Origin of the sequence: Mucilaginibacter rubeus (genome assembly GCF_014643835.1) — a bacterium.
Taxonomy (GTDB): Bacteria; Bacteroidota; Bacteroidia; order Sphingobacteriales; family Sphingobacteriaceae; genus Mucilaginibacter; species Mucilaginibacter rubeus.
In genome coordinates this window covers 311,428-337,605 of sequence record NZ_BMKD01000001.1, presented here as the reverse complement: position 1 = coordinate 337,605, position 26,178 = coordinate 311,428, and the positions used below count along the sequence as shown (strand labels likewise).

General features: G+C 42.7%; 27 protein-coding genes. 16 read left to right on the top strand and 11 right to left on the bottom strand.

Going from position 1 to position 26,178, the window contains the following annotated elements; translation table 11 throughout:
• The first annotated feature begins 36 nt into the window (after positions 1 to 36).
• The 4 genes from mqnC to IEX80_RS01355 all read left to right on the top strand — a co-directional run bounded on the left by mqnC (position 37) and on the right by IEX80_RS01355 (position 3,326).
• A complete protein-coding gene (gene mqnC, locus IEX80_RS01370; protein WP_176624050.1) occupies positions 37 to 1,161 on the top strand; it encodes a cyclic dehypoxanthinyl futalosine synthase in 1,125 nt (374 codons plus the stop codon).
• A gap of 72 nt (positions 1,162 to 1,233) precedes the next feature.
• A complete protein-coding gene (gene scpB, locus IEX80_RS01365) occupies positions 1,234 to 1,785 on the top strand; it encodes an SMC-Scp complex subunit ScpB (RefSeq protein WP_090524828.1) in 552 nt (183 codons plus the stop codon).
• Positions 1,786 to 1,925: 140 nt separating this feature from the next.
• Positions 1,926 to 2,120, top strand: coding sequence for a hypothetical protein (locus tag IEX80_RS01360; RefSeq protein ID WP_090524826.1), 195 nt, complete (start codon positions 1,926 to 1,928; stop codon positions 2,118 to 2,120).
• A gap of 84 nt (positions 2,121 to 2,204) precedes the next feature.
• Complete coding sequence (locus IEX80_RS01355; RefSeq protein ID WP_176624046.1) at positions 2,205 to 3,326, top strand: GNAT family N-acetyltransferase; 1,122 nt, start codon at positions 2,205 to 2,207, stop codon at positions 3,324 to 3,326.
• Positions 3,327 to 3,349: 23 nt separating this feature from the next.
• On the opposite strand, the gene IEX80_RS01350 is transcribed toward IEX80_RS01355, so the two are convergent.
• Positions 3,350 to 3,691 carry a helix-turn-helix domain-containing protein gene (locus IEX80_RS01350; protein WP_090524822.1) on the bottom strand — a complete coding sequence of 114 codons (342 nt, stop codon included), beginning with the start codon at positions 3,689 to 3,691 and terminating at the stop codon, positions 3,350 to 3,352.
• 310 nt (positions 3,692 to 4,001) lie between these two features.
• Between IEX80_RS01350 and IEX80_RS01345 the strand changes: the two genes are divergently transcribed.
• Complete coding sequence (locus IEX80_RS01345) at positions 4,002 to 4,409, top strand: Rrf2 family transcriptional regulator (protein ID WP_188831704.1); 408 nt, start codon at positions 4,002 to 4,004, stop codon at positions 4,407 to 4,409.
• A 53-nt stretch (positions 4,410 to 4,462) separates the two neighbouring features.
• Positions 4,463 to 5,104 (top strand): NAD(P)-dependent oxidoreductase, encoded by a 642-nt coding sequence (locus IEX80_RS01340; protein ID WP_188831703.1) that lies wholly within the window; start codon positions 4,463 to 4,465, stop codon positions 5,102 to 5,104.
• Positions 5,105 to 5,191: 87 nt separating this feature from the next.
• Here the strand turns inward: IEX80_RS01340 and prmA are convergent, their stop codons facing one another.
• The 5 genes from prmA to IEX80_RS01315 all read right to left on the bottom strand — a co-directional run bounded on the left by prmA (position 5,192) and on the right by IEX80_RS01315 (position 9,065).
• Positions 5,192 to 6,028, bottom strand: a complete 837-nt coding sequence (gene prmA / locus IEX80_RS01335) for a 50S ribosomal protein L11 methyltransferase (protein ID WP_188831702.1) — start codon at positions 6,026 to 6,028, stop codon at positions 5,192 to 5,194.
• A gap of 55 nt (positions 6,029 to 6,083) precedes the next feature.
• Positions 6,084 to 6,551 (bottom strand): hypothetical protein, encoded by a 468-nt coding sequence (locus IEX80_RS01330; RefSeq protein ID WP_188831701.1) that lies wholly within the window; start codon positions 6,549 to 6,551, stop codon positions 6,084 to 6,086.
• Between the two features lie 135 nt (positions 6,552 to 6,686).
• Positions 6,687 to 7,451, bottom strand: coding sequence for a triose-phosphate isomerase (tpiA, locus tag IEX80_RS01325; protein ID WP_188831700.1), 765 nt, complete (start codon positions 7,449 to 7,451; stop codon positions 6,687 to 6,689).
• A gap of 116 nt (positions 7,452 to 7,567) precedes the next feature.
• Positions 7,568 to 8,752, bottom strand: a complete 1,185-nt coding sequence (locus IEX80_RS01320; protein ID WP_188831699.1) for a GlmU family protein — start codon at positions 8,750 to 8,752, stop codon at positions 7,568 to 7,570.
• A gap of 64 nt (positions 8,753 to 8,816) precedes the next feature.
• Positions 8,817 to 9,065, bottom strand: a complete 249-nt coding sequence (locus IEX80_RS01315; RefSeq protein ID WP_090524811.1) for a type B 50S ribosomal protein L31 — start codon at positions 9,063 to 9,065, stop codon at positions 8,817 to 8,819.
• Positions 9,066 to 9,306: 241 nt separating this feature from the next.
• On the opposite strand from IEX80_RS01315, the gene IEX80_RS01310 reads away from it, so the two are divergent.
• The gene (locus IEX80_RS01310; protein WP_188831698.1) at positions 9,307 to 10,416 is read left to right on the top strand and encodes an NHL repeat-containing protein; all 1,110 of its coding nucleotides are present in this window, start codon (positions 9,307 to 9,309) and stop codon (positions 10,414 to 10,416) included.
• 13 nt (positions 10,417 to 10,429) lie between these two features.
• On the opposite strand, the gene mce is transcribed toward IEX80_RS01310, so the two are convergent.
• Positions 10,430 to 10,828, bottom strand: coding sequence for a methylmalonyl-CoA epimerase (gene mce, locus IEX80_RS01305; RefSeq protein WP_188831697.1), 399 nt, complete (start codon positions 10,826 to 10,828; stop codon positions 10,430 to 10,432).
• 110 nt (positions 10,829 to 10,938) lie between these two features.
• Between mce and IEX80_RS01300 the strand changes: the two genes are divergently transcribed.
• The 3 genes from IEX80_RS01300 to IEX80_RS01290 all read left to right on the top strand — a co-directional run bounded on the left by IEX80_RS01300 (position 10,939) and on the right by IEX80_RS01290 (position 13,135).
• Positions 10,939 to 12,150, top strand: a complete 1,212-nt coding sequence (locus tag IEX80_RS01300) for an IscS subfamily cysteine desulfurase (protein WP_188831696.1) — start codon at positions 10,939 to 10,941, stop codon at positions 12,148 to 12,150.
• A 110-nt stretch (positions 12,151 to 12,260) separates the two neighbouring features.
• The gene (gene iscU, locus IEX80_RS01295; RefSeq protein WP_076378185.1) at positions 12,261 to 12,674 is read left to right on the top strand and encodes a Fe-S cluster assembly scaffold IscU; all 414 of its coding nucleotides are present in this window, start codon (positions 12,261 to 12,263) and stop codon (positions 12,672 to 12,674) included.
• A 134-nt stretch (positions 12,675 to 12,808) separates the two neighbouring features.
• Positions 12,809 to 13,135, top strand: coding sequence for a HesB/IscA family protein (locus IEX80_RS01290; RefSeq protein WP_091168048.1), 327 nt, complete (start codon positions 12,809 to 12,811; stop codon positions 13,133 to 13,135).
• Between the two features lie 111 nt (positions 13,136 to 13,246).
• On the opposite strand, the gene IEX80_RS01285 is transcribed toward IEX80_RS01290, so the two are convergent.
• Both IEX80_RS01285 and IEX80_RS01280 read right to left on the bottom strand, forming a co-directional pair.
• Entirely contained in the window at positions 13,247 to 14,077 is an 831-nt protein-coding gene (locus IEX80_RS01285) for a nuclear transport factor 2 family protein (RefSeq protein ID WP_188831695.1), read from the bottom strand.
• Between the two features lie 223 nt (positions 14,078 to 14,300).
• Positions 14,301 to 14,897, bottom strand: a complete 597-nt coding sequence (locus IEX80_RS01280; RefSeq protein WP_188831694.1) for a short chain dehydrogenase — start codon at positions 14,895 to 14,897, stop codon at positions 14,301 to 14,303.
• A gap of 144 nt (positions 14,898 to 15,041) precedes the next feature.
• On the opposite strand from IEX80_RS01280, the gene IEX80_RS01275 reads away from it, so the two are divergent.
• Together IEX80_RS01275 and IEX80_RS01270 are read left to right on the top strand one after the other, a co-directional pair.
• Positions 15,042 to 16,952: an AMP-dependent synthetase/ligase gene (locus IEX80_RS01275; protein WP_188831693.1), complete on the top strand. Its 1,911-nt coding sequence runs from the start codon at positions 15,042 to 15,044 to the stop codon at positions 16,950 to 16,952.
• A gap of 154 nt (positions 16,953 to 17,106) precedes the next feature.
• On the top strand, positions 17,107 to 18,309 hold the full coding sequence (locus IEX80_RS01270; RefSeq protein WP_188831692.1) for a DUF763 domain-containing protein: 1,203 nt from the start codon (positions 17,107 to 17,109) through the stop codon (positions 18,307 to 18,309).
• Here IEX80_RS01270 and IEX80_RS01265 read toward each other — a convergent pair.
• On the bottom strand, positions 18,301 to 18,834 hold the full coding sequence (locus IEX80_RS01265; protein WP_090524797.1) for a DUF4142 domain-containing protein: 534 nt from the start codon (positions 18,832 to 18,834) through the stop codon (positions 18,301 to 18,303). The genes IEX80_RS01270 and IEX80_RS01265 overlap by 9 nt on opposite strands.
• A 444-nt stretch (positions 18,835 to 19,278) precedes the next feature.
• Here IEX80_RS01265 and IEX80_RS01260 point away from each other — a divergent pair, with 444 nt between their 5' ends.
• From IEX80_RS01260 to IEX80_RS01245, 4 genes are all read left to right on the top strand, one after another.
• A complete protein-coding gene (locus tag IEX80_RS01260) occupies positions 19,279 to 19,923 on the top strand; it encodes a response regulator (RefSeq protein ID WP_090524795.1) in 645 nt (214 codons plus the stop codon).
• A gap of 94 nt (positions 19,924 to 20,017) precedes the next feature.
• Complete coding sequence (locus IEX80_RS01255) at positions 20,018 to 21,928, top strand: AAA domain-containing protein (protein WP_188831691.1); 1,911 nt, start codon at positions 20,018 to 20,020, stop codon at positions 21,926 to 21,928.
• Between the two features lie 87 nt (positions 21,929 to 22,015).
• On the top strand, positions 22,016 to 24,343 hold the full coding sequence (locus tag IEX80_RS01250; protein ID WP_188831690.1) for a family 20 glycosylhydrolase: 2,328 nt from the start codon (positions 22,016 to 22,018) through the stop codon (positions 24,341 to 24,343).
• A 3-nt stretch (positions 24,344 to 24,346) separates the two neighbouring features.
• On the top strand, positions 24,347 to 25,384 hold the full coding sequence (locus tag IEX80_RS01245; protein WP_188831689.1) for an Atu2307/SP_0267 family LLM class monooxygenase: 1,038 nt from the start codon (positions 24,347 to 24,349) through the stop codon (positions 25,382 to 25,384).
• On the opposite strand, the gene IEX80_RS01240 is transcribed toward IEX80_RS01245, so the two are convergent.
• The gene (locus IEX80_RS01240; RefSeq protein ID WP_229701477.1) at positions 25,381 to 26,166 is read right to left on the bottom strand and encodes an alpha/beta fold hydrolase; all 786 of its coding nucleotides are present in this window, start codon (positions 26,164 to 26,166) and stop codon (positions 25,381 to 25,383) included. The two genes, IEX80_RS01245 and IEX80_RS01240, sit on opposite strands and share 4 nt — an antisense overlap.
• Between the last annotated feature and the right edge of the window lie 12 nt (positions 26,167 to 26,178).

Below are 26,178 nucleotides of genomic sequence, written 5' to 3'. Positions count from 1 at the left end.
AAAATCAAATTACCAACTTGCGTATATTTGCGTGATATGAATACAGCCGATCTGTTGCAGCGCGCGTTGCGGTTTGATTTTTTAACGCTTGAAGAAGGCGTTTACCTGTATAACAACGCCTCTACTGCCGAGTTGATGTACACAGCCAACGAACTTCGTAAAATACAGGTTCCGCATGGTAAGGTTACCTGGCAAATTGACCGTAATGTTAACACTACTAACGTTTGTATAGCCAATTGCAAGTTTTGTAATTTCTTTCGCCGTCCTGGTCATGAGGAAAGCTATATTACTGATATTGAAACTTATAAAAAGAAGATCGAGGAAACATTTCGGTACGGCGGCGATCAACTGCTGTTACAGGGCGGGCATCACCCCGATCTGGGACTGAAATTTTATACCGACCTGTTTCGCGAACTGAAACAGCTTTATCCGAAATTAAAACTGCATTCATTAGGTCCGCCGGAAATTGCGCACGTTGCTAAATTAGAAGGCATGCCGCATATTGAGGTACTAAGAGCAATGAAGGAAGCAGGCCTGGATTCATTACCGGGTGCCGGTGCCGAGATTCTTAATGATCGCGTACGCCGCCTGATATCAAAAGGCAAATGCGGCGGTAAGGAATGGCTTGATGTAATGCGTGCCGCTCACCAACTTAACCTGCCAACATCAGCTACGATGATGTTTGGCCACATTGAAACTATTGAAGAGCGCTTTGAACATTTGGTTTGGATCCGCGAGGTACAGGCCGAAAAACCCGAAGGCAACTATGGTTTTATAGCATTTATCCCCTGGCCTTTTCAGGATGACGGTACCCTCTTACGTAAAGTACGCGGTATTACCAATAATGTTACCGGCGACGAATATATCCGCATGATTGCCTTGAGCCGCATTATGCTGCCCAACGTTAAAAATATCCAGGCTTCGTGGCTTACCGTGGGTAAACAGGTTGCCCAAATTTGCTTGCACGCCGGTGCCAACGATTTTGGATCGATCATGATTGAAGAAAACGTGGTATCCGCAGCCGGTGCACCTCACAGATTTACCGCTAAAGGCATCCAGGAATCCATAAAAGAAGCCGGCTTTGAGCCCCAGCTTCGTACCCAGCGATACGAGTGGCGCGAAATCCCCGTTGAAATTGAAGAACAGGTTATAAATTATTAAGCCCTTAGTAGCAGTGGCAGTTGCAGTAAAAAAATAACTGCAACTAAAAACTGCAACTGCCACTGACTAAAAATGGAACAATACATAGAGGCCCTAATTTTTGCATCAGAGCAGGCAATCCGGTTGGAGGAGATCATGTATTGCCTCCAGGCTGCTTTTGAGCGCGATTTTGATATACAAGAAGTAACCGATGCTATAGGCAGGATCCACGAAAAATACCAGCATCATAGCTTAGCTATTGAGCTGGTTAAAATTGGCAATGGTTATCAATTTCTCACTAAAAAGGAATATCATGCTGTTATTAACCTTTTGCAGCTGCAACGGTCAAAGAAAAAACTAAGCCAGGCCGCTTTGGAAACCCTGGCTATCATCGCCTACAAACAACCCGTAACTAAGCCCGATATAGAACAGATCAGGGGTGTAAACTGCGATTATTCGATCCAAAAGTTACTCGAAAAAGAGCTAATAGCTATAATTGGCAAATCAGAAGGGCTCGGAAAACCTATCCTTTATGGTACAAGTGCTTTGTTTATGGACTATTTTGGCATTAACAGTATTGAGGAATTACCTCAACTTAAGGACTTTACAAACAACACGGCCACCATTGGCGAGCAATCAGAATAATTTTAATTTCTGTTTTAAAAAAAACCATTTTTCATTATTTTTACTATTGAATCAATAGGGTAAAAGATTTTAGAAACGCTTTTCTTTATCTGATTTTAATTATTATTATTGACAAAGTTTAATTTATAAAATCCATTACAATGGGAGCGCCAAAGAAACCGAACACTAAAAAGATCGAAAACTCAGATAATGATCCTGATGATGATGATGAGTTTGACCCAAAAGTGAAAAAGAAGGTAGTTGATGACGATGATGATGATTTTGACGGACCATTAGATGATGATCTGGGCAGGGGTTACGAGTCATTCGATGACGACGACGAAGACGACTATTAATTCTTTTTAATACATAACATTTACAAAGCATTCAGACTATGCCTCTGGATGCTTTTTTTATTATCTACCGGTAGCGTACAATAAATGAAAGTAACAGAAGTAAAGGACAAAGCAACAAAAAAGGCTTTTTTAGATGTGGCCCGCATCATTTATAAAGATGACGATAACTGGGTTTGCCCGCTTGATAATGATATTGAAGCTGTATTTAACCCGGCAAAAAACAACTTTCATCAACATGGTAAATGTACCCGTTGGATCCTGACAGATGACAATGACCATCTAATTGGCCGGGTTGCTGCTTTTATTAATGAAAAAAAGGCATACAATTACGAGCAGCCAACCGGCGGCATGGGTTTTTTTGAGTGTACCGATAACAAAGAAGCTGCCTTTCTTTTATTTGATACCGCGAGAAACTGGCTTAGGGAAAACGGCATGAAAGCCATGGACGGCCCCATCAACTTTGGCGAAAACGACAACTTTTGGGGCTTGCTGGTTGAAGGCTTCACTCCTCCCTCTTATGGAATGAACTATAATCATCCGTATTACCAGGCCTTTTTTGATGAGTACGGCTTTAAAACCCAGTACGCGCAGATCACTAACCATGTTGACGCTCATAAACCTTTCCCCGAGCGATTTACCAAAATAGCTAATTGGGTAGCAAAAAAGCCCGGATACGATTTCAGGCACTTTGAAATAAAAAAAATAGAAAAATTCGCAGCTGATTTTATTGAGGTTTATAACGATGGATGGAAAGATTTTGAAAACTTTGTTCCTATCACATACGATACGATCATGGAAAGCTTCGAAAAAATGAAGCCCCTGATGGACGAAAAATTGATCTGGTTTGCCTATGTAGATGATGAACCAGCATCTTTTATGATCATTTTACCCGATGCCAACCAGATGCTTAAACCGCTAAACGGCAAACTGGACCTGATAGGTAAACTTAAATTTTTATACTACCGCTGGAAAGGGGTATCCCGCATGCGGGCTATTGTGATGGGCACGAAACAAAAGTACCAGAAGCACGGCCTCGAATCGGCGATGTTTATAAAATTAAAGGAATATGTATTGCCTCTCAAGCGTTATGATGAGCTTGAACTATCCTGGGTAGGCGATTTTAACGACAAAATGATAGCCATCCACGAAGCAGTTGGTGCTACATTTGGCAAAAAGCATTTAACAATGCGTTACATTTTTGATTAGCCCGGCCAAACCGGGCCACCAAATTATGCGGTTACTTTTGAATGTCGAAGTTCTTCAAATAGCTCAATTACTTTTTTCTGCAAATCGATTACTTCAGTTTCACGGTCCATTAAGCGTTTGTTAACGGTTTCAAGCTCGTTAACAAATTTCTGATCCTGTTCGGTATCATTAAATGTAAGCAACTGAACTACTGACATTTCAAACAGGTTTGCTATCTGCTCAAGCCTTGATAAATTAATATCTGTGATCCCTGTTTCAATCTTTGAGAAAGCAGGAATTGAAATATCCAATCTCTTTGCAACATCCTCCTGGCTCCACCCCTTTTGATGACGTAATAATCTGATTTTTTTTCCGAGAGTTTTCATTTGGTTAAATTAATAGTGTAGGTTTCGCAAAAGTTAATTACTTTACAATAATATTTATTATCACGCTAATTATCAACTAATTTGCGTAATTTTTTATTTTAAAGTGTAGTTAATTATTGCGATTGGCAAATCCCTTAAATTAAAGCAAATAAATCATTCTAAAACATACCTGCTACACGGTATTTTTTTCGAGTAATTTAGGTCTGGATTTTCATCCCATTGTAATTTAGTGCGCAAAAAAGCGCAAAAAATTCTTCTTTTTAAAATTAAAATTTCATTTTTGTACTGTAATATTTTTTATTACAGATAAATGAACGGACAATTTCAAATAGCAACCCATGTATTAACCCTGCTTTGCAAACAGCCGGGCGAGCTATTATCGTCTGACTATGTTGCCGGCAGTATGAATGTAAACCCTGTTCTGGTACGTAAAGAAATGCGCAAATTACGCGCCTGCGGGCTTATTGAAAGCAAGGAAGGTAAAACCGGCGGTTATAGCCTTGCCCTCCCCCCTCAAAAAATCACCTTTGCAGATGTTTATAAGGCAGTAAAACTGCCGCCGGCTTTAGGCCAGGCTAAAAATAAGCCCAACCCTGCCTGCCCTGTCGGTAAGCAAATTGGAGCTCACCTTGATCATTTGGCCGATGAGGTTGAAGCAGCCATTATCAAAAAACTAAGCACCATAACCATTTTTGATTTTGTAAATCAATTTGATTAAAAAAATTTAAAACAAACTGTAACAAATTTAATTACAATATAAAAGCAAAAACAATGAAAATCGCATTAATTGGAGCCACCGGTTTTGTAGGCAAAGCTGTTTTAAACGAAGCATTACAACGTGGATACGAGGTAACTGCCATAGCCCGTAACCCGAAAACAGATATTGAAAACCCTAAATTAACACTCAAAACTGCCGATGTATATAACGTTGATGAGTTAACCGAAAAATTGAAAGGGCATGATGCTGTTGTAAACTCATTTAACGCCGGCTGGGGTAACCCTAACCTGTACAATGATTTTATTAAAGGGTCGGAGGCTATACAACAGGCCACTAAACAAGCTGGTGTAAGCCGCCTGTTGGTTGTAGGCGGTGCAGGCAGCCTTTTTATTGCTCCGGGCGTACAATTAGTTGACAGCCCTCAATTCCCTGCCGAATGGAAAACAGGCGCCACAGCGGCCCGCGACTATCTGAACATTATCAAAAAAGAAGAAGATTTAGACTGGACCTTCCTGAGCCCGGCCATACACCTGCATCCCGGCACCCGCACAGGTGTATACCGCACCGGTACAGATGAGCCTGTGTTTAATGATAAGCACGAACACGAAATTTCAGTAGAAGATTTGGCAGTTGCTATATTGGATGAACTGGAAAACAACCAGTTTGTGAAAAGAAGGTTTACTGTAGGGTATTAGCCCCCTCTAAATCTCCCCCTAAAGGGGGAGACTTTTAAAAGCGTTCTTCTTAAGCCCTCTCCCTTTAGGGGAGGGTTTGGGTGGGGTTTACTTTATAAACTTAGCAGCCACCCATTCTTTATCTTTTTTATGGGTAATGTATTTCAGGCCGTATTTGCGGGCTTCGTCGGTAATGATATCCAGGTCGGGCGACTCATAGAAACCACTGAAGTAAATCTCGCCATCGGTCTTTAACGCTTCAGCATAACGCGGCATCTGGTCGATAAGAATATTCCGGTTGATGTTGGCCAGGATGGTATCATATTGCTCATCCGGGATAACTTCTTTTGACCCGCAAAGTGGTTTGATATTGCCCACATTATTCAAAGCCGAATTTTCGATAGTGCTTTCATAACAAACCGGGTCGTAATCAATGGCGGTGATATCGTCGGCACCCAGTTTGGCTGCCATAATAGCAAGGATCCCCGTACCGCATCCCATGTCAAGCACTTTTTTACCGGCAAATTCATTTTCAAGCATCAGCCCCAGCATCATAGCTGTGGTTTGATGATGCCCGGTGCCAAATGCCATTTTGGGATCAATCACTATCTCATATTCAAACTCGGGTTTAGGTTCATGAAAGGTTGCCCGTACATAAATCTTATCCCCTATCTCTATAGGTTCAAAATTACTTTCCCACACCTCGTTCCAATTTTTCTGCGGAATGAGTGTTATCTCGTAACTAAAAGTGAACAAATCTTTATAGGGTAATAATTGCTCATCAAGCGCCTGCTGGTCAAAAACACCTTCTGGAATATAAGCTTTAAAGCCAAGCTCAAGCTCTTCAAAAGTATCAAAACCTATCTCACCCAAAGCATTTATCAGCAGGTCCTGCTGGTAATCTTCGGTGGTGATGGTAGTAAAAAATAATTCGTAGTAATTCATTTTGATTTTTTTCGTTGTTAACCCACACCAGAAATCCGGTCGGCCGGCAGAGAATTTAAGCTGCAACTGCGGGTTCAACCGGCTCGCTATCGCTTGTCCTCTTCCTGTCGAGTAAATACAGTACAACAAAGTTAACAATCCAGTAAACAGCTTGTATTTCGGTCATATACCACCAAAAACTAAACAGGGGGCTATATCCATCCTCGGGCAACCATATAATATAGCTTAGGGCCCCGGCAAATAATATACAAACCAGGGCAATGCAGGCTCCGGCAATAAAGCGCGCCGAAGCTCCTTTATGTTTAACCCAATTCCAAAGTGGTATGATGATCAGGTACTGGGTGAGGATTCCATCTGCAAGCAATAAGGGCCAAAAAAGGCTGAAGTAGGCCATGAGGCTGTACAGGTTACCGTTACCAATTTCGCCAATGCGCATAGGGTGATCGGGCATATTGAGATATACAACCGCCCAAAATACGCCAAAGTCGACCAAAACGGGTAAAAGAACTTTTAAAAGCTTCATGCTTCTGTTAGATTTGAGACGTGAGATATGAGATTTGAGAGTTTACTTTTTTGTAAACAGCACAAACCCTCTTTCTGTTTGAAATTAAGTTTGGGCATTTTCTCAGATCTCATATCTAAAATCTCATATCTAATATTAATTAAATGTTTTAACGATATCTGTAAAGTCGCGCGATTTCAGGGAAGCACCACCGATAAGGCCGCCATCAATATCAGGCTGAGCAAACAGTTCGGCAGCATTGGTTGGGTTGCAGCTACCGCCGTATAAAATGGTAGTAGCATCGGCAACTTCCTGGCTATATTTAGTGGCAATTTCTTTACGGATGAACTCGTGAATTTCCTGAGCTTGTGCTGATGTAGCAGTTACACCTGTACCAATAGCCCAAACCGGTTCGTAAGCGATAACCAATTTGGCAAAAGCTTCAGCATCAAGGTGAAAGATGCCATCTACCAACTGAGTTTTGATCACATCAAAATGTGTATTGGCTTCACGCTCCTGCAAAGTTTCGCCAATGCAGAAGATAGGGCGAAGATCATTTTTTAAAGCAGTATCCGTTTTTTTGGCAAGCAAAGAATTGGTTTCGCCAAAATACTGGCGGCGTTCTGAGTGGCCAACGATCACATAAGCAGCACCGGTAGATTTAATCATCTTAGCAGAGATCTCACCTGTGTAAGCACCTTTTTCTTCCTGGTGGGCATTTTGTGCGCCAACAGCAATTTTGCTATAACCTTTTGACAATTGCACCAGGCTATGAATGTGGATGAACGGACTGCAGATCACTGCTTCCTGCGTGCCGGTAGCCTCATCTTTTACCATGTTGATGATCTCTGAAAATAAAGCTAAACCTTCATTGTAATCAAGGTTCATTTTCCAGTTTCCGGCAACGATTTTCTTTCTCATGATTTTATTATTTTATTTATTAGTGAATGGTTGATTGGGTTGATTAGGTGAGTAGTTCATAAAGTTCAATTAAATGGTGATATTACCCCACTCACCTAATCAACCACTCACAAAAATCAAAACTGCCTATACTTCTCTGTCTGTTCAAATATGGCTGTTAATAAATTCTGTTCGATTTCATCAAAATCACGGTGATCGCGGCGGTCGAATACTTTCTGGGCGGTTTCAAACATTTTATTGATCAAATAAACTTCGAAGCCCTGCGCGCCTCCCCATGAAAAGTCGGGCACAAAGTTACGCGGAAAACCTGCCCCAAAAACATTGGCCCCTACCCCTACTACTGTACCGGTATTAAACATGGTATTGATCCCGCTTTTTGCATGATCGGCCATAATGAGGCCGCAGAATTGGAGGCCCGTTTTACGGAAACGTTGTGTACTGTAATCCCAAAGTTTTACTTCGGCGTAGTTATTCTTCAGGTTGGAATTATTTGTATCAGCGCCGATATTACACCATTCGCCTAAAACCGAGTTGCCCAGGTAGCCTTCGTGACCTTTTGAGGAATATCCCCAAATTACCGAATTATTTATTTCGCCCCCAACCCGGCAATACGGCCCAACGGTGGTAGCACCATAAATCTTAGTCCCCATTTTCACCTGCGAATGTTCGCAAATGGCAAATGGCCCGCGGATATGGGTACCTTCCCAAATTTCGGTATTAGCCGACAGGTAAATCGGTCCGTTAGTTGTGTTAAATGTCGAACATTCGGCAACAGCACCTTCTTCAGCAAAAAAATCGTCGCCTATAACAATGTTAGTTGAACTTATAGCCGCGCTTGTTCGTCCTTTAGTAAGCAGTTGAAAATCTTTACGAAGCTCAATGTCATTCTTCCTGAAAATATCTTCAGGGTATTTGATCGATACAAAAAGGCTATAATAGCTTGCCACATCGCCAAAATCAGCATTAACATCAAAGCTTTCCGCATCCGCGGCATTAAGTTTAACGGCTATCAACTGGTCGTTGTATTTAAGCGCCTGCCCGGTTTGCAGTTTATCAATTGCTTCAACCAGGTTTTCATCCGGACATACAGCGCCATTGATAAAGACGTTATCAGCTTCAATATTTACCGGGAACTTAATCTTTAGGTAATCAAGCGTTTGAAAAGAATAAGCGCTTTTTAAATGCCTGGCCCATTTTTCGGCAATGGTGAGTATCCCGATACGAAGATCGGCAACCGGCCGGGTATAGGTAAGCGGTAACAGCGTATGGTGTGCGTTATCGTCAAAAAGGATAATTGCCATGGCGCAAAAATAAAAAAAGTCCCGACTGCAAAGCCGGGACTTGTAAATATTAATTAAACAAAAATTACTTTTTGTTGTAACGTGAGCGGAATTTGTCAATACGACCTGCAGTATCAACCAGTTTCATTTTACCGGTGTAGAACGGGTGCGAAGTGTGAGAAATCTCTAATTTAACCAATGGATATTCGTTACCATCTTCCCATTTAACGGTTTCGCGGGTATCGATGCAAGATTTAGTGATAAAAGAATAGTCGTTTGACATATCTTTAAATACAACTAACCTATAGTTTGATGGATGCAGATCTTTTTTCATTATATTATATAAACTTACCTTCTGTACTTTACTTAAAAGAGGTGCAAATGTAATAATAAAAGTGAAAACTGGAAAAGCAAATTAAAAATAAAATCAACCAGATACGATGCCTATCAATTTAGTTTAAAATTTATATTTGAGGAAACAGTCTCCTGCACTATTTGATAGCTTTTTAACGATAGCTACAATAAAACCGGCTGTTTGTTGTTTTAATAATCAAACTTGAACCATATCCACAAACATGAATAATAAAAGATTTATTCCTGCTCTATTACTTATTGGAATTTCAACTTCTGTAGCATTATTTAGCTGCAGTAAAGATAAACCAGCCCCAGGCACGGATGACAACCCCAAATTAGAAAACCTTCCGGGACATACTTATACCCTGGCAGGCAATGGCACTTATGGATATGTTGATGGCCTAAGAGGAAATGCAGCACTCAATAACCCTAATGGTGTAGCGGTAGACGCTGCCGGCAATTTGTATGTTACCGACCAGGGCAACAATGCTATCCGCAAAATAACGTCCGAAGGCATTGTAACTACGCTGGCGGGCGGGACGGGGGACGGACTGGTTAACGGCCCCGCCAAATCGGCAAAATTTGATAATCCCATAGGTATTGCGCTCGACTCGAAAGGAAATATTTTTGTTGCCGACTTTGGTAACAACGTAATTAGAAAAATAGCGACCGACGGCATTGTGAGTACATTTGCAGGTTCGGGAGTAATAGGCTTTAACGATGGAAAAGGCCCGTTAGCAACCTTTAATGGCCCGGCGGGAATAGCAATTGACCACGCCGACAACCTGTATATAACAGATAATCATAACATTATCAGAAAAATTACGCCATCACAGGATGTTACAACATTTGCAGGCAATGTGCATTCGGGCCCCGGTTTTGCAGACGGAACCGGTTCAGAAGCTAATTTTCGGTTACCGGAAGGCTTAGCTATTGACGGTGCTGATAATATTTATGTAGCCGATTATAGTAATAATATGATCAGGAAAATAACCCCCGCCGCGGTAGTTACAACAGTTGCCGGCAAGCTTGCACCCGGATCTGACAACGGTGCTTCAACATCGGCAACCTTCAACGGGCCTCTGGGTGTAGCTGTAGATAAAAACGGAAACATATATGTAACCGATAACCTAAGCTTGATTAGAAAAATAGCGGCAAGTGGCGAGGTAACTACGCTTGCAGGCACAAAAGAAAGAGCCTTTTATGATGGTGCAAACTTACTGGCTAAATTTAATGACCCCCATGGCATAGCGGTAGATGCCAGCGGTAACATATATGTTGGCGACGAACAAAATGCCAGGATCAGGAAAATTATCCCACCTGCAAAATAATATCGCTTAAAGTTTAAATCTCCTGGCACAACTCTACCAACACCCCATTAGCGCTTTTGGGGTGCACAAAGCAAACCAGTTTATTGTCAGCCCCCTGTTTAGGCTTATCATTTAACAAAACAAAACCCTCATTTTCGAGGCGTTTCATTTCAGCTTCAATATCATCTACCTCAAAAGCTATATGATGAATCCCTTCCCCTTTTTTAGCTATAAACTTAGCAATGGCGCTATCATCATTAAGAGCCTCGAGCAATTCAATTTTATTTGGCCCGCTTTGAAGAAAGGCGGTAACCACATGTTCGCTCTCTACAGTTTCGGTTTTATATACAGGTATATTCAGCAATTTGGAGTAGATTTCCCCTGCTAACTTAACACTGTTAACTGCAATGCCAATGTGCTCCACTTTGTTCATGTCCAAATATTGTAAATTATTGGTCAGCTTTGGTTATTTGCGAAGGAATTTAGCTGAATTTCAATAAAAACTTGCGTATCTTTGTTTTGTTAATATATTTCAAAAGGACTATGAATATCCCAATTTATTTAGATAACAATGCAACTACACCGATGGACCCAAGGGTACTGGAGGCTATGTTACCATATTTTAACGAAAAATTTGGTAATGCAGCAAGCCGTAACCACGCGTTTGGATGGGTTGCAGAGGAGGCGGTTGATTACGCACGCGAACAGGTAGCCAAATTGATAGGCGCATCTGAAAAAGAGATCATCTTTACCTCTGGTGCTACAGAATCAGATAACCTTGCTATTAAAGGGGTGTTTGAAATGTACAAAGAGAAAGGTAACCATATCATAACTACTGTTACAGAGCATAAAGCTGTACTTGATGCCTGCAAACACGTTGAAAAACTGGGCGGCAAAGTAACTTATTTGCCGGTTAAAGAAGACGGTCTTGTTGATCTTGCAGTTTTAGAAGCGGCAATGACGCCTGAAACCATCCTGGTATCGATTATGTATGGCAACAATGAAATTGGTGTTATTCAGCCAATTAAAGAAATTTCGGCTATTGCCCACAAACACGGTGCATTATTTATGACCGATGCCGTACAGGCTGTTGGTAAGATCCCTGTTGACGTTAATGCTGATGGTATTGATCTTTTGGCTTTATCAGCACACAAAATATACGGCCCTAAAGGTGTTGGTGCATTATATGTACGCCGTAAAGGACCAAGGGTTAAAGTTACAGCCCAAATGGACGGTGGCGGTCACGAGCGCGGTATGCGTTCAGGTACCCTTAACGTACCGGGTATTGTTGGCTTAGGTAAAGCCTGCGAACTTTGCGGCCAGGAAATGGAAAGCGAGGCAAAACGCCTTTCAGCTTTACGCGATAAATTGCAATCAGCGCTAACCGTGTTGGAAGAAAGCTATGTAAACGGTAACGTTGAACACCGCTTACCACATGTTGCTAACATTTCGTTTAAATATGTTGAAGGTGAAGGTTTGATGATGGCCATGAAAGATCTGGCTGTATCATCAGGTTCGGCTTGTACCTCTGCTTCATTGGAGCCATCATACGTATTGAAAAGCTTAGGCCTGTCTGATGACCTGGCACACTCTTCTATCCGTTTTGGCTTAGGTCGTTTCACTACCGAAGAAGAAGTTGATTACGCAATTGAAGTAACCAAAAAAGCGGTTACCCACCTGCGCGACCTTTCACCGCTATGGGAAATGTTTAAAGAAGGTATCGACCTTAACTCAATTGAGTGGGCAGAACATTAATTTAATTTCGGATTTGGGATTTTCGGTTTCGGATTGACCATTTGCGAATTGACATATAAGAGTTTAAGAGACTCAAAACTTATAACTTACTACTTAAGAACTTTAAAAAAATGGCATATTCAGATAAAGTAATCGATCACTACACTAACCCCCGCAATGTGGGCACTTTGGATAAAAGCAGCCACAAAGTAGGTACCGGTTTAGTTGGTGCACCTGAGTGCGGCGACGTAATGCGCCTGCAGATCCAGGTTGATGATAACAATGTTATCACCGATGCAAAATTTAAAACTTTCGGTTGCGGTTCAGCAATCGCTTCATCATCATTAGCTACCGAGTGGCTTAAAGGCAAAAGCATCGACGATGCTATGAAAATCGACAACATGGACATCGTTGAAGAACTTGCCCTTCCACCGGTAAAAATTCACTGTTCAGTTTTGGCAGAGGATGCTATCAAAGCAGCGATCAATGATTTCCGCGTTAAAAACGGCTTAGCGCCAATTGAAAGCGAAAAAGTACATCACTAAAAAGACTTTAAGATGCAGGAGGCAAGAAAACAAGACTTTCCCTTCTTTGTATCTTAAATCTTCATAGCATGGTACGCAAGAGACGAGTGAAAAATCTTGGCTCTTGAATCTAACAATCTTGACTCTTTTAAAAAATGGTAACTGTAACTGATAAAGCAAAAAGCAAAATAGAACACCTGATGCAGGATGCAGGGCTTGATGCCTCTTATTTCCTGCGTGTATCTGTTCAGGGCGGTGGGTGCTCTGGTTTATCATACAATCTTGATTTTGATAACGAAGAGAAAAAAGGCGATCAGTTTTTTGAAGACCAGGGAATCCGTATGGCGCTTGATATGAAATCGTTCCTGTACCTTGCCGGTACCGAGCTTGATTTTTCTGACGGCCTTAACGGTAAGGGCTTCAATTTCCACAACCCTAACGCCAGTCGCACATGCGGTTGCGGCGAAAGTTTTTCGGTATAATTCAACCTTAAAATATAAAAAGAGGCGCGATGAGCGCCTCTTTTTGTTTTGCGGTCTGCCGCGGGCTTCCGGCCCGCGGTAAAACATGGCTTCAGCTTTCAGCTGAGCCTACTAAAACATATCCTCTGCTTTAACACCATCGGGCACAGCCTGCTCCACACTCCAGTGTTCAGCTATCTTATCATTATATACCCTGAATATCTCATAAAACACAAACGTTTTACCGCTCTTGTTAAACTGCGATTGAACTACCACGAAATCCCCTTCAGCAATGAGCCTATGAATTTTAACAGATCGATTAGGCTCCGAAAGATAGCCTGCCAATCCCACGCCTGACGCGATTACAGAAGCATCATGCTCAACATAAGCGGAATCGATAAACCGAGTACCAGGTTGTTTGTTTACGATTGTCTTGTAAAATTGGTCAACAACAAGCCCGCTATTTTCCACGGAGGCATTATGGTCAATTTCAGTTGTGCCGTTAGTAGCGGTTATGGTTTTCCCGTTTTCATCGGGCAGGGGTTGAATAGCATCCCAGTGCTCTGTTAACATCCCATTTTTTAATTTAAACAGGTCGATCACAGCCATCCGCCTCCCCAAAAATGAAATATCAAGATGAGTCACTACTAAGTCGCCATCCTGTATCGCTCTTATAATTGGCGACTTTGCATCTTCGGGCGGTGGTGGTAAAGTTTTCAGGTAATTGACCATTTCTGTTATGCCTGCCCTCCCCTGCTTAACGGTAGGGTTATGTTGTTTATAATCTTCGGCTATAAATTCGGGGATCAGCTCTGTTTTACGCTGCCCTACTATTTGTTTATAAAAGGACAATACTTTTTGTTTATTGGTTATGGTATCCATACAGGTATGAGATTTTGCTTCCCGGGCAATGCACGTAAAAATGCAGCAAATGCCCAAAGTAAATATTTGAGTAATTTTCATTACCGGTTAAATAAAATTGATCAGAAATTTTGAGACAATACTAAACACTGCCGCGAATTGCAGCGTGTTACCGAACCTGTATCAACAGGCCGGGGCCTTAGGCAACCCTTGTTTTATATGTGGAGATAGTAATTATGAAGTGAAGATAAGGAAAGTTTGGAAATTACCAGACTTACGAAGTTTCAAAAACTTCGTAAGTCTCTTCCGGTTTTGACAAAGCTTATCAAAACACCTTTATCACCTGCCCCGTAATGGCCCCAAGCACGCTTTTAACATAAGCATTGGCTACCTTATCCATAGCAACAGGCTCATGACCGGGAAAGTATTCAAAATAGCCGGGCGAATCCTCAACAACACCCGGACTTACGGCGTTGATCCGCACACCGCTTTGCAATTCAATGGCCGCACTTATTACAAAGGAATTTAGCCCGCCGTTAATGGTGCCCAAATTCACGCCGTTTACAACCGGATCTTCCGATAGGATACCTGAAGTAAGTGTAAATGAACCTTTAGGATTAATATGATGCTGACCTATCAGTACAAGATTTATCTGCCCAAGTAGCTTGCTTTCAATTCCTTTTTTGAAATCGGCAGGGGTTGTACTCGCCAGTGGGCCGAAATGCCCCGATCCGGTAGTACTCGCCAACGCATCAAACGGGCCAACCTGTTCATAAAACCTTTCAATCGATTCGGGTGAAGTAATATCCAATTGAAAATCACCGCTTTTAGAACCGGCAGTTATAATCTCGTGCCGGCCTTGCAATGCTTCGGTGACTTTTTTGCCAATAGTTCCCGAAGCACCAATGATAATTATCTTCATAGTATATGTTTTTATCCAAGTTAATAAGGTTAACTTAAATCAGCATCATCACAAAGTAAAACACGTTCAGTTTGTCAAATACCCGTATCAATGCTTGTTTTTATAAAAATAGATTTAGATTTGTTCTAATATCCGATTATATAAATGAATAAAAATACCGAGCTTTCAACTGTTCCAAGTTTCATTCGCAATACCGTTGCCAAAATTCATCCTTTAGATCATACTTTCCTGCTCCATAAAGTTAAAGATACCTGGGTGGAGATCAGCTACGGTGAAGCCTTAGAAAAAATAGACGCGATTTCGGCCTGGTTCCTGCATATCGGTATCAGGAAGGGCGACAGGCTTTCATTAATCATCGAAAACGGGCCTAACTATGTTTATTACGATCAGGCCCTGCAACAGATTGGCGCAGTTAATACCTCCATATACCCTACCCTTACCGAAAATGAGATAGAATATATCCTGAATGATTCGGGGGCTCGTACTATCATCTGTGGCAACCCTTTCCTGTTCAGGAAAGTTTTAAAAGTGGCAAACAACTGTCCGGAATTGATTCGCCTGATCCCGGCATTTGATGATTTTGAAAAATTCAGCGATAAGGTAAGCTTAAATGCCGGCGTAATTGGCTTTGACCACGTAATTGCCGAAGGCAGCAAATTGCTGGAGCAATACCGCCACGCTATTAATGCCGCACGTGAAGCTATCTTAACAACTGATACTTCATGCCTCATTTATACTTCGGGGACTACGGGGGTACCTAAAGGCGTAGTACTAACCCATCATAACCTCACGCAAAACGCTATCAATAGTTTAATTCAGATTCCGTTTGTTGAAAAAACTGATAGATTTCTGTCGTTCCTGCCACTATCGCATGTATTCGAGCGCACCATTTACCATATAGCTATTTACCGGGGATCACAAATAGCTTTCGCCCAAAGTTTGGAGCTGCTGGCCAAAAACATGGGCGAGGTTAAACCTACTATACTTTGCTGCGTACCCCGATTACTGGAACGCATCCACGACAAAGCCATCAAAAGCGGCACATCGGCAGGTGGCCTTAAAACAAAAATATTTCTTTGGGCATTTGAGATCGGTAAAAAAGTACGCCTGGTGCAGGAAGCCGGTAAATCGCCTAATGTTATTTTAAAGGCGCAGCACGGAATTGCCGAAAAGCTGGTATTCGGCAAGATCAAGGAAAAAACCGGCGGACGGCTGAAATTCATGGTATCAGGAGGTGGCGCACTGCCTAAAAACATCGGTGAATTTTTTGGCGACCTGGGCATTGTAATTTTGGAGGGCTTTGGCTTAACCGAAACATCACCCGTAATGGCGGTTACAGAACGTCACAGGGTAATTTATGGCACCGTTGGTCGTATTATTCCCGGTATTGAGGTGGCCATCCAGAATGTGGATACCAAACACATTTACAGCGTCCAAACACACGATAACTTTAAAGAAGATACCCTTACCGAAGAAGGAGAGATCATTGTTCGCGGGCATTGCGTAATGAAAGGCTACTGGAACAAGCCCGAAGAAACCGCCACTGTTATTGATTCGCATGGCTGGTTCCATACCGGCGATATCGGCAGGTTTTTCCGCGGCAACCTTCAGATTACTGATCGTCTCAAAAATATGCTGGTGAACGCCTATGGTAAAAATATCTACCCTACTCCGGTAGAGAATACCTACCTCAAAAGCCCTAAAATTGAACAGGTATTTTTAGTGGGCGATAAACGTGAATATATTGCTGCCATTATTGTGCCTGCACGCGAGACCCTGCAGGAAACTTTTAACCTTCAAAATGATTTCTTTGAACGCCCTGAGGTATTCATTAACGATAAAGAAATAGTTGACTGGATAGCCGCCGACATCAGGAAATACAGCAATGAACTGGCTAAGTTTGAACGCATCAAATCATTCAAAATAAAACGTAACCCGTTCAGCATGGATGAGGGCGAGATCACGCCTACCATGAAAGCCAAACGCAAGGTCATCGAAAAGAAATACGCATCCGATATTGACGAATTGTACGTTGGAGAGACGGAGGAAGACTAAGCAGAACCATGATTTTGGGGATTTAAGAATTTCTTGATAGATAAAGGCAGTCCATCAGGTAATCGTTAATCAGGCCAATCAAGGTTCAAATTTATATCAGGAAATCCTTCAATCAAGTGCATCAAGGTTCTGTTTTTTTACTAACTTTGTTAGCATGAAGAGATCGGGCAGTGCTGACTTACCTTTACATTATGGCTATGTACCACAATGGCTTGCTGAGCGAATGGCTAAGCTTGGCCTTGCAGTGGTGGAAACCATTGTAATGGATTATGGTAAGGATGAAGTACTTCGCCGGCTAAGTGATCCATTTTGGTTTCAGAGTTTGGGCGCTGTTATGGGGATGGACTGGCATTCGTCGGGCATAACCACTTCTGTTATGGGCGCTTTGAAAAAATCCATCAACCCGCATAGCCGCGAATTGGGCATTTATATTTGTGGCGGTAAAGGTAAACACTCTACTCAAACACCTGCCGAACTGGTTAAGGTTGGCCAAACCACGGGACTTGATGCAAATTACCTGGTAAAATGCAGCAAGCTGAGCGCCAAAGTTGATAATACCGCCATACAGGATGGCTTCCAGCTTTATACCCATAATTTTATTTTAAGCGACACCGGCAAATGGGCCGTGGTTCAGCAAGGCATGAGCGATGTAAGCCGTACGGCCCGCAGATACCACTGGCATTCCGAACAGTTAAGCTCATTTGTTAACGACCCGCATACTTTTATCTATGGTAAAAACAGCGGCTATATCCTTAACATGACAGATAAGGGAGCGGATGGTTCGCGCAATGGTGTTATGCAGATTGCCGCCGAAAACCCGGGCATCATGATCAACGAGATCAGTAAACTGGTGATGCCCAGCCATCATGAAGTACATGCCAAAGATGTCGACCTGAAACGCCTTGGTGCCGTACTTTGGCTGGCTCATGAAAAACAACCCAAAGATTTTGAAGATCTGCTATTACTGCAAGGCTTAGGTCCCCGCACCTTACAGTCGCTGGCCCTGGTAAGTGAAGTGATCCATGGCACACCATCCCGGTTTAAAGACCCGGCGAGGTTTTCCTTTGCCCATGGCGGCAAAGATGGCGCCCCATTCCCGGTGCCTACCAAAGTTTATGACGAAACCTTAAGTACCCTGCAAACGGCTATTCAAAAGGCAAAAATGGGCAACAGCGATAAAAATGAAGCTATCAAACGCCTTTCCCAAATAGCCGAAAGGGCTGAAAAAGATTTCACGCCCAATGCCAACTTTGATAAAGTTATTGAAAAGGAACGTAACGACTCGTGGAAATATGGGGGCCGTACCGTTTTTGGCAAAGCCAAACCACCTGTTGAGCAGCAATTAAAGTTATTTTAATGTACTGCTAATCAGCTTTGCAGTATCTAAATGAGCCTGTAAACCAGGTAACATTTTATTTGCAAAATCGGCAAGGCTCGTATTTCTCCGGTCTTTTCCCGCCGTTTTGTATAAAGCTATTTGTTCAGTATGATCGTTTATAACCACTTGGATATAGGCCTTGTCAAACGCGCCGGCACGTTTTGTATCCAAATCATTAATAATTTGCTGATGCATAGGGCTAATAACAACCGAATCGGCAATAAAATTATCGGTCCTTAGTTTTTTGAAATCATCTGCCAGCATAGTATGGTCATCAATCATGAGCTTGGCAAACTGAATAACGCGTTGATTTTTTGAATTTGCGATTGCCAAACCAGATGCTTTTACAGAGGCGAGGGTTGATTCTTCCCCGCTTTTAATAAATAATAAACCGTTATCATCAACCAGGGCCTTGTTATAATTATTGGCATGCCGGTTACTTTGGCATGATTGTGCCATCACTAAAGCAAATAGGAATAATAAAAAGCTGGTTAATCGGCTCATGTTAATAGTTTAGTGTTTCAATATAACAAAAAAAAGTCGCAGTGGTTTTTTTACTTATTCCGTCTAAATTCAGAATCTAATCATCGTTTAAAACAACTTGTTCACAGGCACTTAAAGTTAATATTTTACTGCCGATGGCGGCCTCAAAAAGAAACGGATTGTCAGTTTAAACATACACTTGGGCTATAAAAAACACATTTGTATTTATAGTTAATCTTTTTTATATTTAAATTAATTCGCATAACAGCTGCAGTTATAAAAATGTTAAAATGCAACTATTTTAGTCCATAATTATAATCAACTCAGCATTAGGGAATTGAATTTTATAAGCCTTAACAATCCTAACAAAATAGAAGCTGCTTTGTAAATATTTAACTACAAACCAACAAGGGGCATCAATGTTGAGGCAATTTAAAATGAACTACTAAACAAAACCTTTACACTATGGCCAGCACCGAAAAAATCACCTGTTATTGCTTTAATAAAGACTGCGCAAACTCCATATATAACGATGCCACCTGCTTATCGATACAAGTGCCACTTGAGGTTGCGTTATCACGTACCTTGAATTGCATTGAATGCGGTACCGAACTTTTGTCTCCGTTACTTATCGAAATCAAAAAAGATATCCTCAATCTTATTAAAGACGATCGGCACCGTTCGGTTGCTATCATTGATGATGACATTATTTTTCATGAAACGGTTAAAATCATATTGAAAGATAATTGGTTAAATGCAAGCTTTTATATGGATCCGGAACCTGTTTACAAAGCATTATATAACAACCGGGATAAACATGCAGAAATACCCAACATTATTTTTCTTGACCTCGATATGCCGGTAATGGATGGGTGGGAATTTTTAAAGTTATTCAATAACATTTACAGCTCATTAGTAAAACCTGTGTCGGTTTATATTATTTCAAACTCTGTTGACCCTGCCGATCAGAAACGGGCCAAGGCGTACCCCTTTGTTAAAAGCTTTATTTCAAAACCATTAACAAGGCATTTTTTGGGTAAGATAAATGAAGAGCTTTCAAGGAATACAATTGCTCTTGAAGCAAAACCGGCACCTAACTGGCAGCAATAAATTGTTAATCGGGATATGAAAAGGAAAAATTCAAGTTCCCTTTTGTGTTTTATGTGATTACACAAAAGCCGGGCCTAAGCTTTACCTTTGCAAAATGGACTATTTTAAAAAACTGCTCAGTTTACTGCAAACTGAGCAGGACGAAGACCGCCAGGCTTACCTCAAACTAACTGAAACATCTTCAACTGCCGAACGCCGGGCAGCAGGGCTTACATGGTACCCCATAGCCATAAAAGGCACGGAAATAGGCCGCGGAGATTACCTTACGGTTGAGGTGGAACGGCCTTCTCACCAGGACCTTAGTCACCAGTTCAGGTTCGGCGCTTCGGCTGCATTGTTCTCCAACCATGATCCTAAAACCGATCGTGTAAACGGCACAGTATCGTACCAGGGCGGCAACCGGTTAAAATTAACTTTGAACACCGACGAGCTGCCCGACTGGACCAGGAGCGGCAAGCTTGGCATCGACCTGCTGTTTGATGACAATAGCTATGACGAGATGCAGAAGGCGCTTAAACTATCTGCCATGCTTGTTGATGATCATAAAGAAGGCCACCTCACCCGGCTGTTAACCGGGCAAAGTACGCCGGCTTTTATCCCCGAAACAATTCATCACCCGCTTAATGGTTTAAACGCTTCACAACAACAAGCTGTTCAAAAAATAATTGAGGCACAGGAACTTGCCATAGTTCACGGCCCTCCTGGCACCGGTAAAACAACCACGCTTGTACAGGCTATCAAAGCGCTGATAAAACAAAACAAACAACAGATCCTCGTTGTAGCGCCAAGTAATACAGCGGTTGATTTGCTAAGCGAAAAGTTAAGTAATGAAGGTTTAAATGTACTCCGCATTGGCAATCCGGCAAGGGTATCTGAAAAGTTAATGGCTTTAACTTTAGATAGCAGGATAAATGCCCATAGCGATATGAAGGAGATTAAAAAGCTTAAAAAGCAGGCTTCAGAGTACAAGAACATGGCGCACAAATACAAGCGTAATTTTGGCAAAGCCGAACGCGATCAGCGCAAAGCGCTTTTTGATGCAGCCCACCAGCTCATTAAAGAAGTGGATAAAACTGAACAATTTATTACGGAGGACCTGATTGGTAAAGCGCAGATAATTACGGCAACCCTTGTAGGCGCTAACCATTATACCATCCGCAATTTAAAATTCCATACGGTGGTTATCGACGAAGCCGGTCAGGCGCTTGAGCCCGCCTGCTGGATCCCGATATCGAAGGCGCAAAAAGTGATCCTTGCCGGCGATCATTTGCAGCTCCCGCCTACCATTAAATCGCAACAGGCAGCCAAAGATGGCCTTAGTACTACCTTGCTCGAAAAATGCGCTGCCCTCCACCCCGGAGCGGTAATATTGCTCGAAGAACAATACCGTATGAATGAAGCCATTATGGGATTTTCATCTAAACAGTTTTATGACAACAGGTTAAAAGCGCACCCCATCGTTGCCCATCAGTTGTTATTTCCCGGCGATTTGCCTATAAGCTTTGTTGATACCGCGGGCTGTGGTTATGATGAAAAACAGGAAGGCACCAGTACGGCGAATCCCGAAGAGGCCTCATTCCTGTTCAAACACTTGCATAAGCTGGTAAGCGAACTCACTGGATCTTATTCAACAGAAAACTTCCCAACTATAGCAGTTATTTCCCCCTACAAAGAACAGATCAGGATTTTAAACCAATTGTTACTGGATTCACCGGAGTTACTAATTTATGCTGATAAAATTGCCGTGAATACTATTGATAGTTTCCAGGGACAAGAACGTGACGTGGTTTACATCAGCCTCACACGCAGCAATACCAACGGAGAGATAGGCTTCCTGAGCGATATCCGCCGCATGAACGTAGCCATGACCCGCGCCCGCAAAAAATTGGTAATGATCGGTGATAGCTCAACACTTGCATATGCTCCTTTTTATGGAGATATGATCAGTTATGCGGAACAGCTAAACGGCTATCAAAGCGCATGGGATTACGCAGGCTACGATTAAACGTCAATTGTTTGTTACATAAGCTTTAGCCCCATTCCAGCATAGGATAATGGTTAAATTTATCCTTTCATCATTATCCACGCCTGTATGAATTTTAAAGCACACTATTTAACAAAACTCATCACGTTTGCAAGCTTTTTTATCTTTTCAGGGCAAACAAACAAAGTATCGGCCCAGGTTATGACCGATGATCCACATTTGGGCATTATCCCTGCCCCTGCTTCCATTACCAAAAATAGCGGCACGTTTACATTTAGCCAGCTTACAGCAATCAAGGCCGATAATCCGAAAGATAAAGCTGTTTTATGGCTAAAAAGCTATCTGCAGGATACCCGGCACCTGAACATTAAAATAACTAAATACAATTCAAAGCTTAAAGCCGCAAAAAGCAGGGGGCTGATCTTAACTGCAAAGGGAGCCAATAAATTACCCGCGGAAGGTTATAAACTAACCATCACCCCTCGTAATATCATCATAGTTGGTAAGGATGCAGGCCTGTTTTACGGTATCCAAACCTTACTGCAACTTTTCCCGGTTGAAAACGCAGCCGTTTACAAATTGCCTTGCGCGGTAATTGAAGATTCGCCCCGCTTTGGATACCGGGGAATGATGTTGGACGTATCGCGTCATTTCTTCACCATTCCGCAGGTAAAAAAAGTGATCGAACTTATCGCCTCTTACAAACTCAACACCTTCCACTGGCATTTGGTTGATGGCCAGGGATGGCGTATCGAAATCAAAAAATATCCTAAACTTACGCAGGTGGGTGCATTCCGTCAGCAAACCATGTTTGGCAGCAACCGCGACTGGCCCGATTCGGTTAGCTACGGCGGCTATTATACCCAGGATCAAATTAAAGAGGTAGTAAAATTCGCGGCCGACAGGTATGTCAACGTTATCCCCGAAATTGAAATGCCTGCCCATTCCGAAGCTGCCTTACGTGCTTACCCTGAGTTTAAATGTGATACAGTTGTTGGACAAAAAGCCCCGCGCGATATCAATAATTTGTACTGCCCTACCGAACAAACGTTTACCTTTTTACAGGATGTGCTTACCGAAGTAATGGCACTCTTCCCAAGTAAATACATCCATATTGGTGGCGATGAGGCAGGGAAAGAACCATGGAAACAATCGGCATTTTGCCAGGCTTTAATGAAGGAAAAAGGACTAAAAGATGAAAAGGAATTGCAAAGCTATTTTATCCAAAGGATAGAAAAATTCATCAATTCCAAAGGCCGCAGTATTATAGGTTGGGATGAGATATTAGAAGGTGGTCTTGCCCCTAACGCCACCGTGATGAGCTGGCAGGGTGAAGAAGGAGGTATTAACGCTGCCCATCAAAAACATAATGTGATCATGACCCCGCAAACCACCGGTAATTACTTTGATCATTATCAAAGCAGTTCGCCGCAGGAGCCTGTATCATTTGGCCGTTATGCTACTTTAGAGGAAACTTATAATTATGATCCTGTTTCAAAGCAGCTTACTCCCGACGAACAGAAATATGTAATAGGCACCCAGGGCAACCTTTGGACGGAGTATGTGCCTACCGTAGCCAAACTTCAATACCAGATCATGCCGAGGGTATTCGCCCTTTCGGAAGTAGCCTGGAGCAAGCCGGAGAACAAGGACTATACAAACTTTTCAGAAGTACGCCTCGCCAAACACTTTGCAAGGCTTGATGCCATCAATTATAACTACCGTGTTCCCACTGCGCTGACAACAATTGATACCATGGTAGTAGGCCCTCATTTTGTTTACACGCTAAAATCGGTGGTACCCGGCGCTAAGATTTATTATACATTAAACGGCCGTGACCCGTTGGATACCGATTTGCAGTATGAGGGGCCTATCATGTTCTCCATTCCGCAAAACGAAAAACGGGAATTGAGGACAAGGGTAATTACACCATCCGGGCGCAGGAGTATCGCCACCCGCACTTTGATGTACAATAAAGCGCCACTACCTCCGGTAACCTACACGACTAATAAACAGGGGCTCAAATACAGGTGGACAAAAAATACATTCACCTCACCCGATCAGCTTAGTTATACAGCACCTCAAGATTCGGCTGTCAGCAATAAACTGGATGCTGAAGCTTTGAAAAAAGACAACCCGAATTTTGGTGTAGTTTATGACGGTTACGTGAATATATTGGCCGATGGTACTTATAACTTTACCCTTGCAAATTATGCCGCCAGTCAACTGTTTATTGATGGCGTACAGCTAACAGAAGCTGAATACGCGTTGCCGCTGGCAAAAGGTTTTCATCAAATAAAGGTAAAGTATATATACAACGCGCCGCCACCGCCAACCGGCAGGTACAGGCCCCGCGTAGCGCCGCTTAAAGTATATGTTACTGCTCCGGGAAGTTTTGAAAAGAAAGAGTTGAATGCAGCTGATCTTTATTATTGATACATGGAATTAGGTATTAGCACCTTTGGTGAGATCCACCCCGATGGGACGAGCGGCAACGCCGTAAATGCCCATAAGCGGGTTCAGGAGTTATTGGAAGAAGTAAAGCTGGCCGATGAGGTTGGTTTAGATGTATATGCCTTCGGCGAGCACCATCGGCCCGATTTTGTGATCTCGGCACCTGAAATATTGATATCAGCAGCAGCGGCTATTACCAAAAACATCCGGCTGTCAAGCTCGGTTACAGTATTGAGTTCGGTCGACCCTGTGCGTACATTTCAAAACTTCGCCACTGCCGACCTGGTATCCGGCGGTCGCGTGGAGATGATAGCCGGTCGGGGCTCCTTTATTGAATCTTTCCCGCTTTTTGGTTTCGACCTGGATGATTATGATGCATTATTCACCGAGAAGCTCGAAATGTTTTTGCAGATCAACAAGCAGGAAATTGTTTCGTGGCAGGGTAATTTCCGGGCACCAATCCGGAACCAGGGCGTATATCCTCGTCCGCTGCAACAGGAAATTCCGGTTTGGATTGGCGTTGGCGGAACCCCTGCCTCAGCAAAACGGGCAGGAGCACTTAACCTCCCTATGATCATCGCTATTTTGGGCAGCGCGCCAAAACATTTTGTACCCTTTGTTGAGCTTTATCGCGAGTCGGCAGCTAAAGCCGGGCATGATGTAAGCAAACTCCAATTGGCCATCAGTTCACAATTTTATATTGCCGAAAACTCACAACAAGCAGCCGACGAGTTTTATCCAAGCTATGAAGCCCTCATGACCCGTGTTGGCAAAGACAGGGGCTGGTCGCCCATGACAAGGGAACAATTTGAGTACCTGCGCGATTTTGGGCCATTGGTAGTAGGCGATCCGCAACAAGCCATCGACAAGATCATGCAACAATATGAGCTTTTTGGTAACACCCGTTTCGTAGCCCAGTTAGTTACGGGCTTTACCAAGCACAAGGATATTTTAAAAGCAATTGAACTTTACGGCACCAGGGTTGCACCTGTTGTACGTAAAGAAACTAAGGCAAAAGCTTAAGCTTTTGCCTTAGTTAAAAACTCTTCAATGATAGTTACCGCCGGGTAGTTCCCATCTTCACGAACCTCACTAATCTCACCTATATAATCGCCATGGCCTGCGGGCAAAATACAAAGTTGGGCATCGGGAAGCATGCGGTATAGCTCAAGCGTATGCTCAGGCCTGATCACGTCTTTATCCCCGGCAATAACTAATGCGGGCATGGTGATAGAACGGATAGCCTCATCACTCCAATCCTGAAAACCCTGCATCCTATGAAGGTCACGCTTATGCATTACTTCTAAAGCGGCCTGGTCATTGTTTATGGCGAGGAAAGCGTCCTGCAAAGGTTTGGGCATACTGTCAAGGGTCGCGTTCTTCATAAAATCCCAAAACCAGTCTTCAAAACCACTGCGTTTATAAAACGAAGAAGCGATCACTATTTTATGAACCAGTTGCGGATGCCTGATGGCTATTTGCATGGCGGTATTACCTCCGTTGCTAAAACCCATAATATCGGCCTGTTTTATATCCAAATGCTTGAGCAAAGCGGCTACGTCATCAGCATCCTGCTCAAAAGAGGTAGGTACGCCCCTGTCCGGCGTACGCCCGTGTGCCTGCAAATCAACCCCTATTACCTGGTGATTTTTCGCAAAGCCCGACAATACCCTGCCAAAAGTAACGCCGATATCTGAACCGCCGCCATGGATTAATACCAGCGGGAAACCCTCGCCGTGAATTTCATAATACATTTTCAGGCCGTTAACAACGGCATAGTTACCCCCAATATTTGTTTGTGCCATATCCATAGGTTT

What these genes read in the sequence shown, in the direction of transcription:
- IEX80_RS01340 (WP_188831703.1), top strand. Translation starts at nt 4,463, where the DNA reads ATGAAAATCGCATTAATTGGAGCCACCGGTTTTGTAGGCAAAGCTGTT.
- iscU (WP_076378185.1), top strand. Translation starts at nt 12,261, where the DNA reads ATGGCATATTCAGATAAAGTAATCGATCACTACACTAACCCCCGCAAT.
- mce (WP_188831697.1), bottom strand. Translation starts at nt 10,828, where the DNA reads ATGAACAAAGTGGAGCACATTGGCATTGCAGTTAACAGTGTTAAGTTA.
- IEX80_RS01315 (WP_090524811.1), bottom strand. Translation starts at nt 9,065, where the DNA reads ATGAAAAAAGATCTGCATCCATCAAACTATAGGTTAGTTGTATTTAAA.
- IEX80_RS01290 (WP_091168048.1), top strand. Translation starts at nt 12,809, where the DNA reads ATGGTAACTGTAACTGATAAAGCAAAAAGCAAAATAGAACACCTGATG.
- mqnC (WP_176624050.1), top strand. Translation starts at nt 37, where the DNA reads ATGAATACAGCCGATCTGTTGCAGCGCGCGTTGCGGTTTGATTTTTTA.
- IEX80_RS01310 (WP_188831698.1), top strand. Translation starts at nt 9,307, where the DNA reads ATGAATAATAAAAGATTTATTCCTGCTCTATTACTTATTGGAATTTCA.
- IEX80_RS01300 (WP_188831696.1), top strand. Translation starts at nt 10,939, where the DNA reads ATGAATATCCCAATTTATTTAGATAACAATGCAACTACACCGATGGAC.
- tpiA (WP_188831700.1), bottom strand. Translation starts at nt 7,451, where the DNA reads ATGAGAAAGAAAATCGTTGCCGGAAACTGGAAAATGAACCTTGATTAC.
- IEX80_RS01280 (WP_188831694.1), bottom strand. Translation starts at nt 14,897, where the DNA reads ATGAAGATAATTATCATTGGTGCTTCGGGAACTATTGGCAAAAAAGTC.
- IEX80_RS01240 (WP_229701477.1), bottom strand. Translation starts at nt 26,166, where the DNA reads ATGGCACAAACAAATATTGGGGGTAACTATGCCGTTGTTAACGGCCTG.
- IEX80_RS01245 (WP_188831689.1), top strand. Translation starts at nt 24,347, where the DNA reads ATGGAATTAGGTATTAGCACCTTTGGTGAGATCCACCCCGATGGGACG.
- IEX80_RS01345 (WP_188831704.1), top strand. Translation starts at nt 4,002, where the DNA reads ATGAACGGACAATTTCAAATAGCAACCCATGTATTAACCCTGCTTTGC.
- IEX80_RS01270 (WP_188831692.1), top strand. Translation starts at nt 17,107, where the DNA reads ATGAAGAGATCGGGCAGTGCTGACTTACCTTTACATTATGGCTATGTA.
- IEX80_RS01330 (WP_188831701.1), bottom strand. Translation starts at nt 6,551, where the DNA reads ATGAAGCTTTTAAAAGTTCTTTTACCCGTTTTGGTCGACTTTGGCGTA.
- IEX80_RS01260 (WP_090524795.1), top strand. Translation starts at nt 19,279, where the DNA reads ATGGCCAGCACCGAAAAAATCACCTGTTATTGCTTTAATAAAGACTGC.
- IEX80_RS01250 (WP_188831690.1), top strand. Translation starts at nt 22,016, where the DNA reads ATGAATTTTAAAGCACACTATTTAACAAAACTCATCACGTTTGCAAGC.
- IEX80_RS01355 (WP_176624046.1), top strand. Translation starts at nt 2,205, where the DNA reads ATGAAAGTAACAGAAGTAAAGGACAAAGCAACAAAAAAGGCTTTTTTA.
- IEX80_RS01275 (WP_188831693.1), top strand. Translation starts at nt 15,042, where the DNA reads ATGAATAAAAATACCGAGCTTTCAACTGTTCCAAGTTTCATTCGCAAT.
- IEX80_RS01285 (WP_188831695.1), bottom strand. Translation starts at nt 14,077, where the DNA reads ATGAAAATTACTCAAATATTTACTTTGGGCATTTGCTGCATTTTTACG.
- IEX80_RS01255 (WP_188831691.1), top strand. Translation starts at nt 20,018, where the DNA reads ATGGACTATTTTAAAAAACTGCTCAGTTTACTGCAAACTGAGCAGGAC.
- IEX80_RS01360 (WP_090524826.1), top strand. Translation starts at nt 1,926, where the DNA reads ATGGGAGCGCCAAAGAAACCGAACACTAAAAAGATCGAAAACTCAGAT.
- IEX80_RS01320 (WP_188831699.1), bottom strand. Translation starts at nt 8,752, where the DNA reads ATGGCAATTATCCTTTTTGACGATAACGCACACCATACGCTGTTACCG.
- IEX80_RS01265 (WP_090524797.1), bottom strand. Translation starts at nt 18,834, where the DNA reads ATGAGCCGATTAACCAGCTTTTTATTATTCCTATTTGCTTTAGTGATG.
- scpB (WP_090524828.1), top strand. Translation starts at nt 1,234, where the DNA reads ATGGAACAATACATAGAGGCCCTAATTTTTGCATCAGAGCAGGCAATC.
- IEX80_RS01350 (WP_090524822.1), bottom strand. Translation starts at nt 3,691, where the DNA reads ATGAAAACTCTCGGAAAAAAAATCAGATTATTACGTCATCAAAAGGGG.
- prmA (WP_188831702.1), bottom strand. Translation starts at nt 6,028, where the DNA reads ATGAATTACTACGAATTATTTTTTACTACCATCACCACCGAAGATTAC.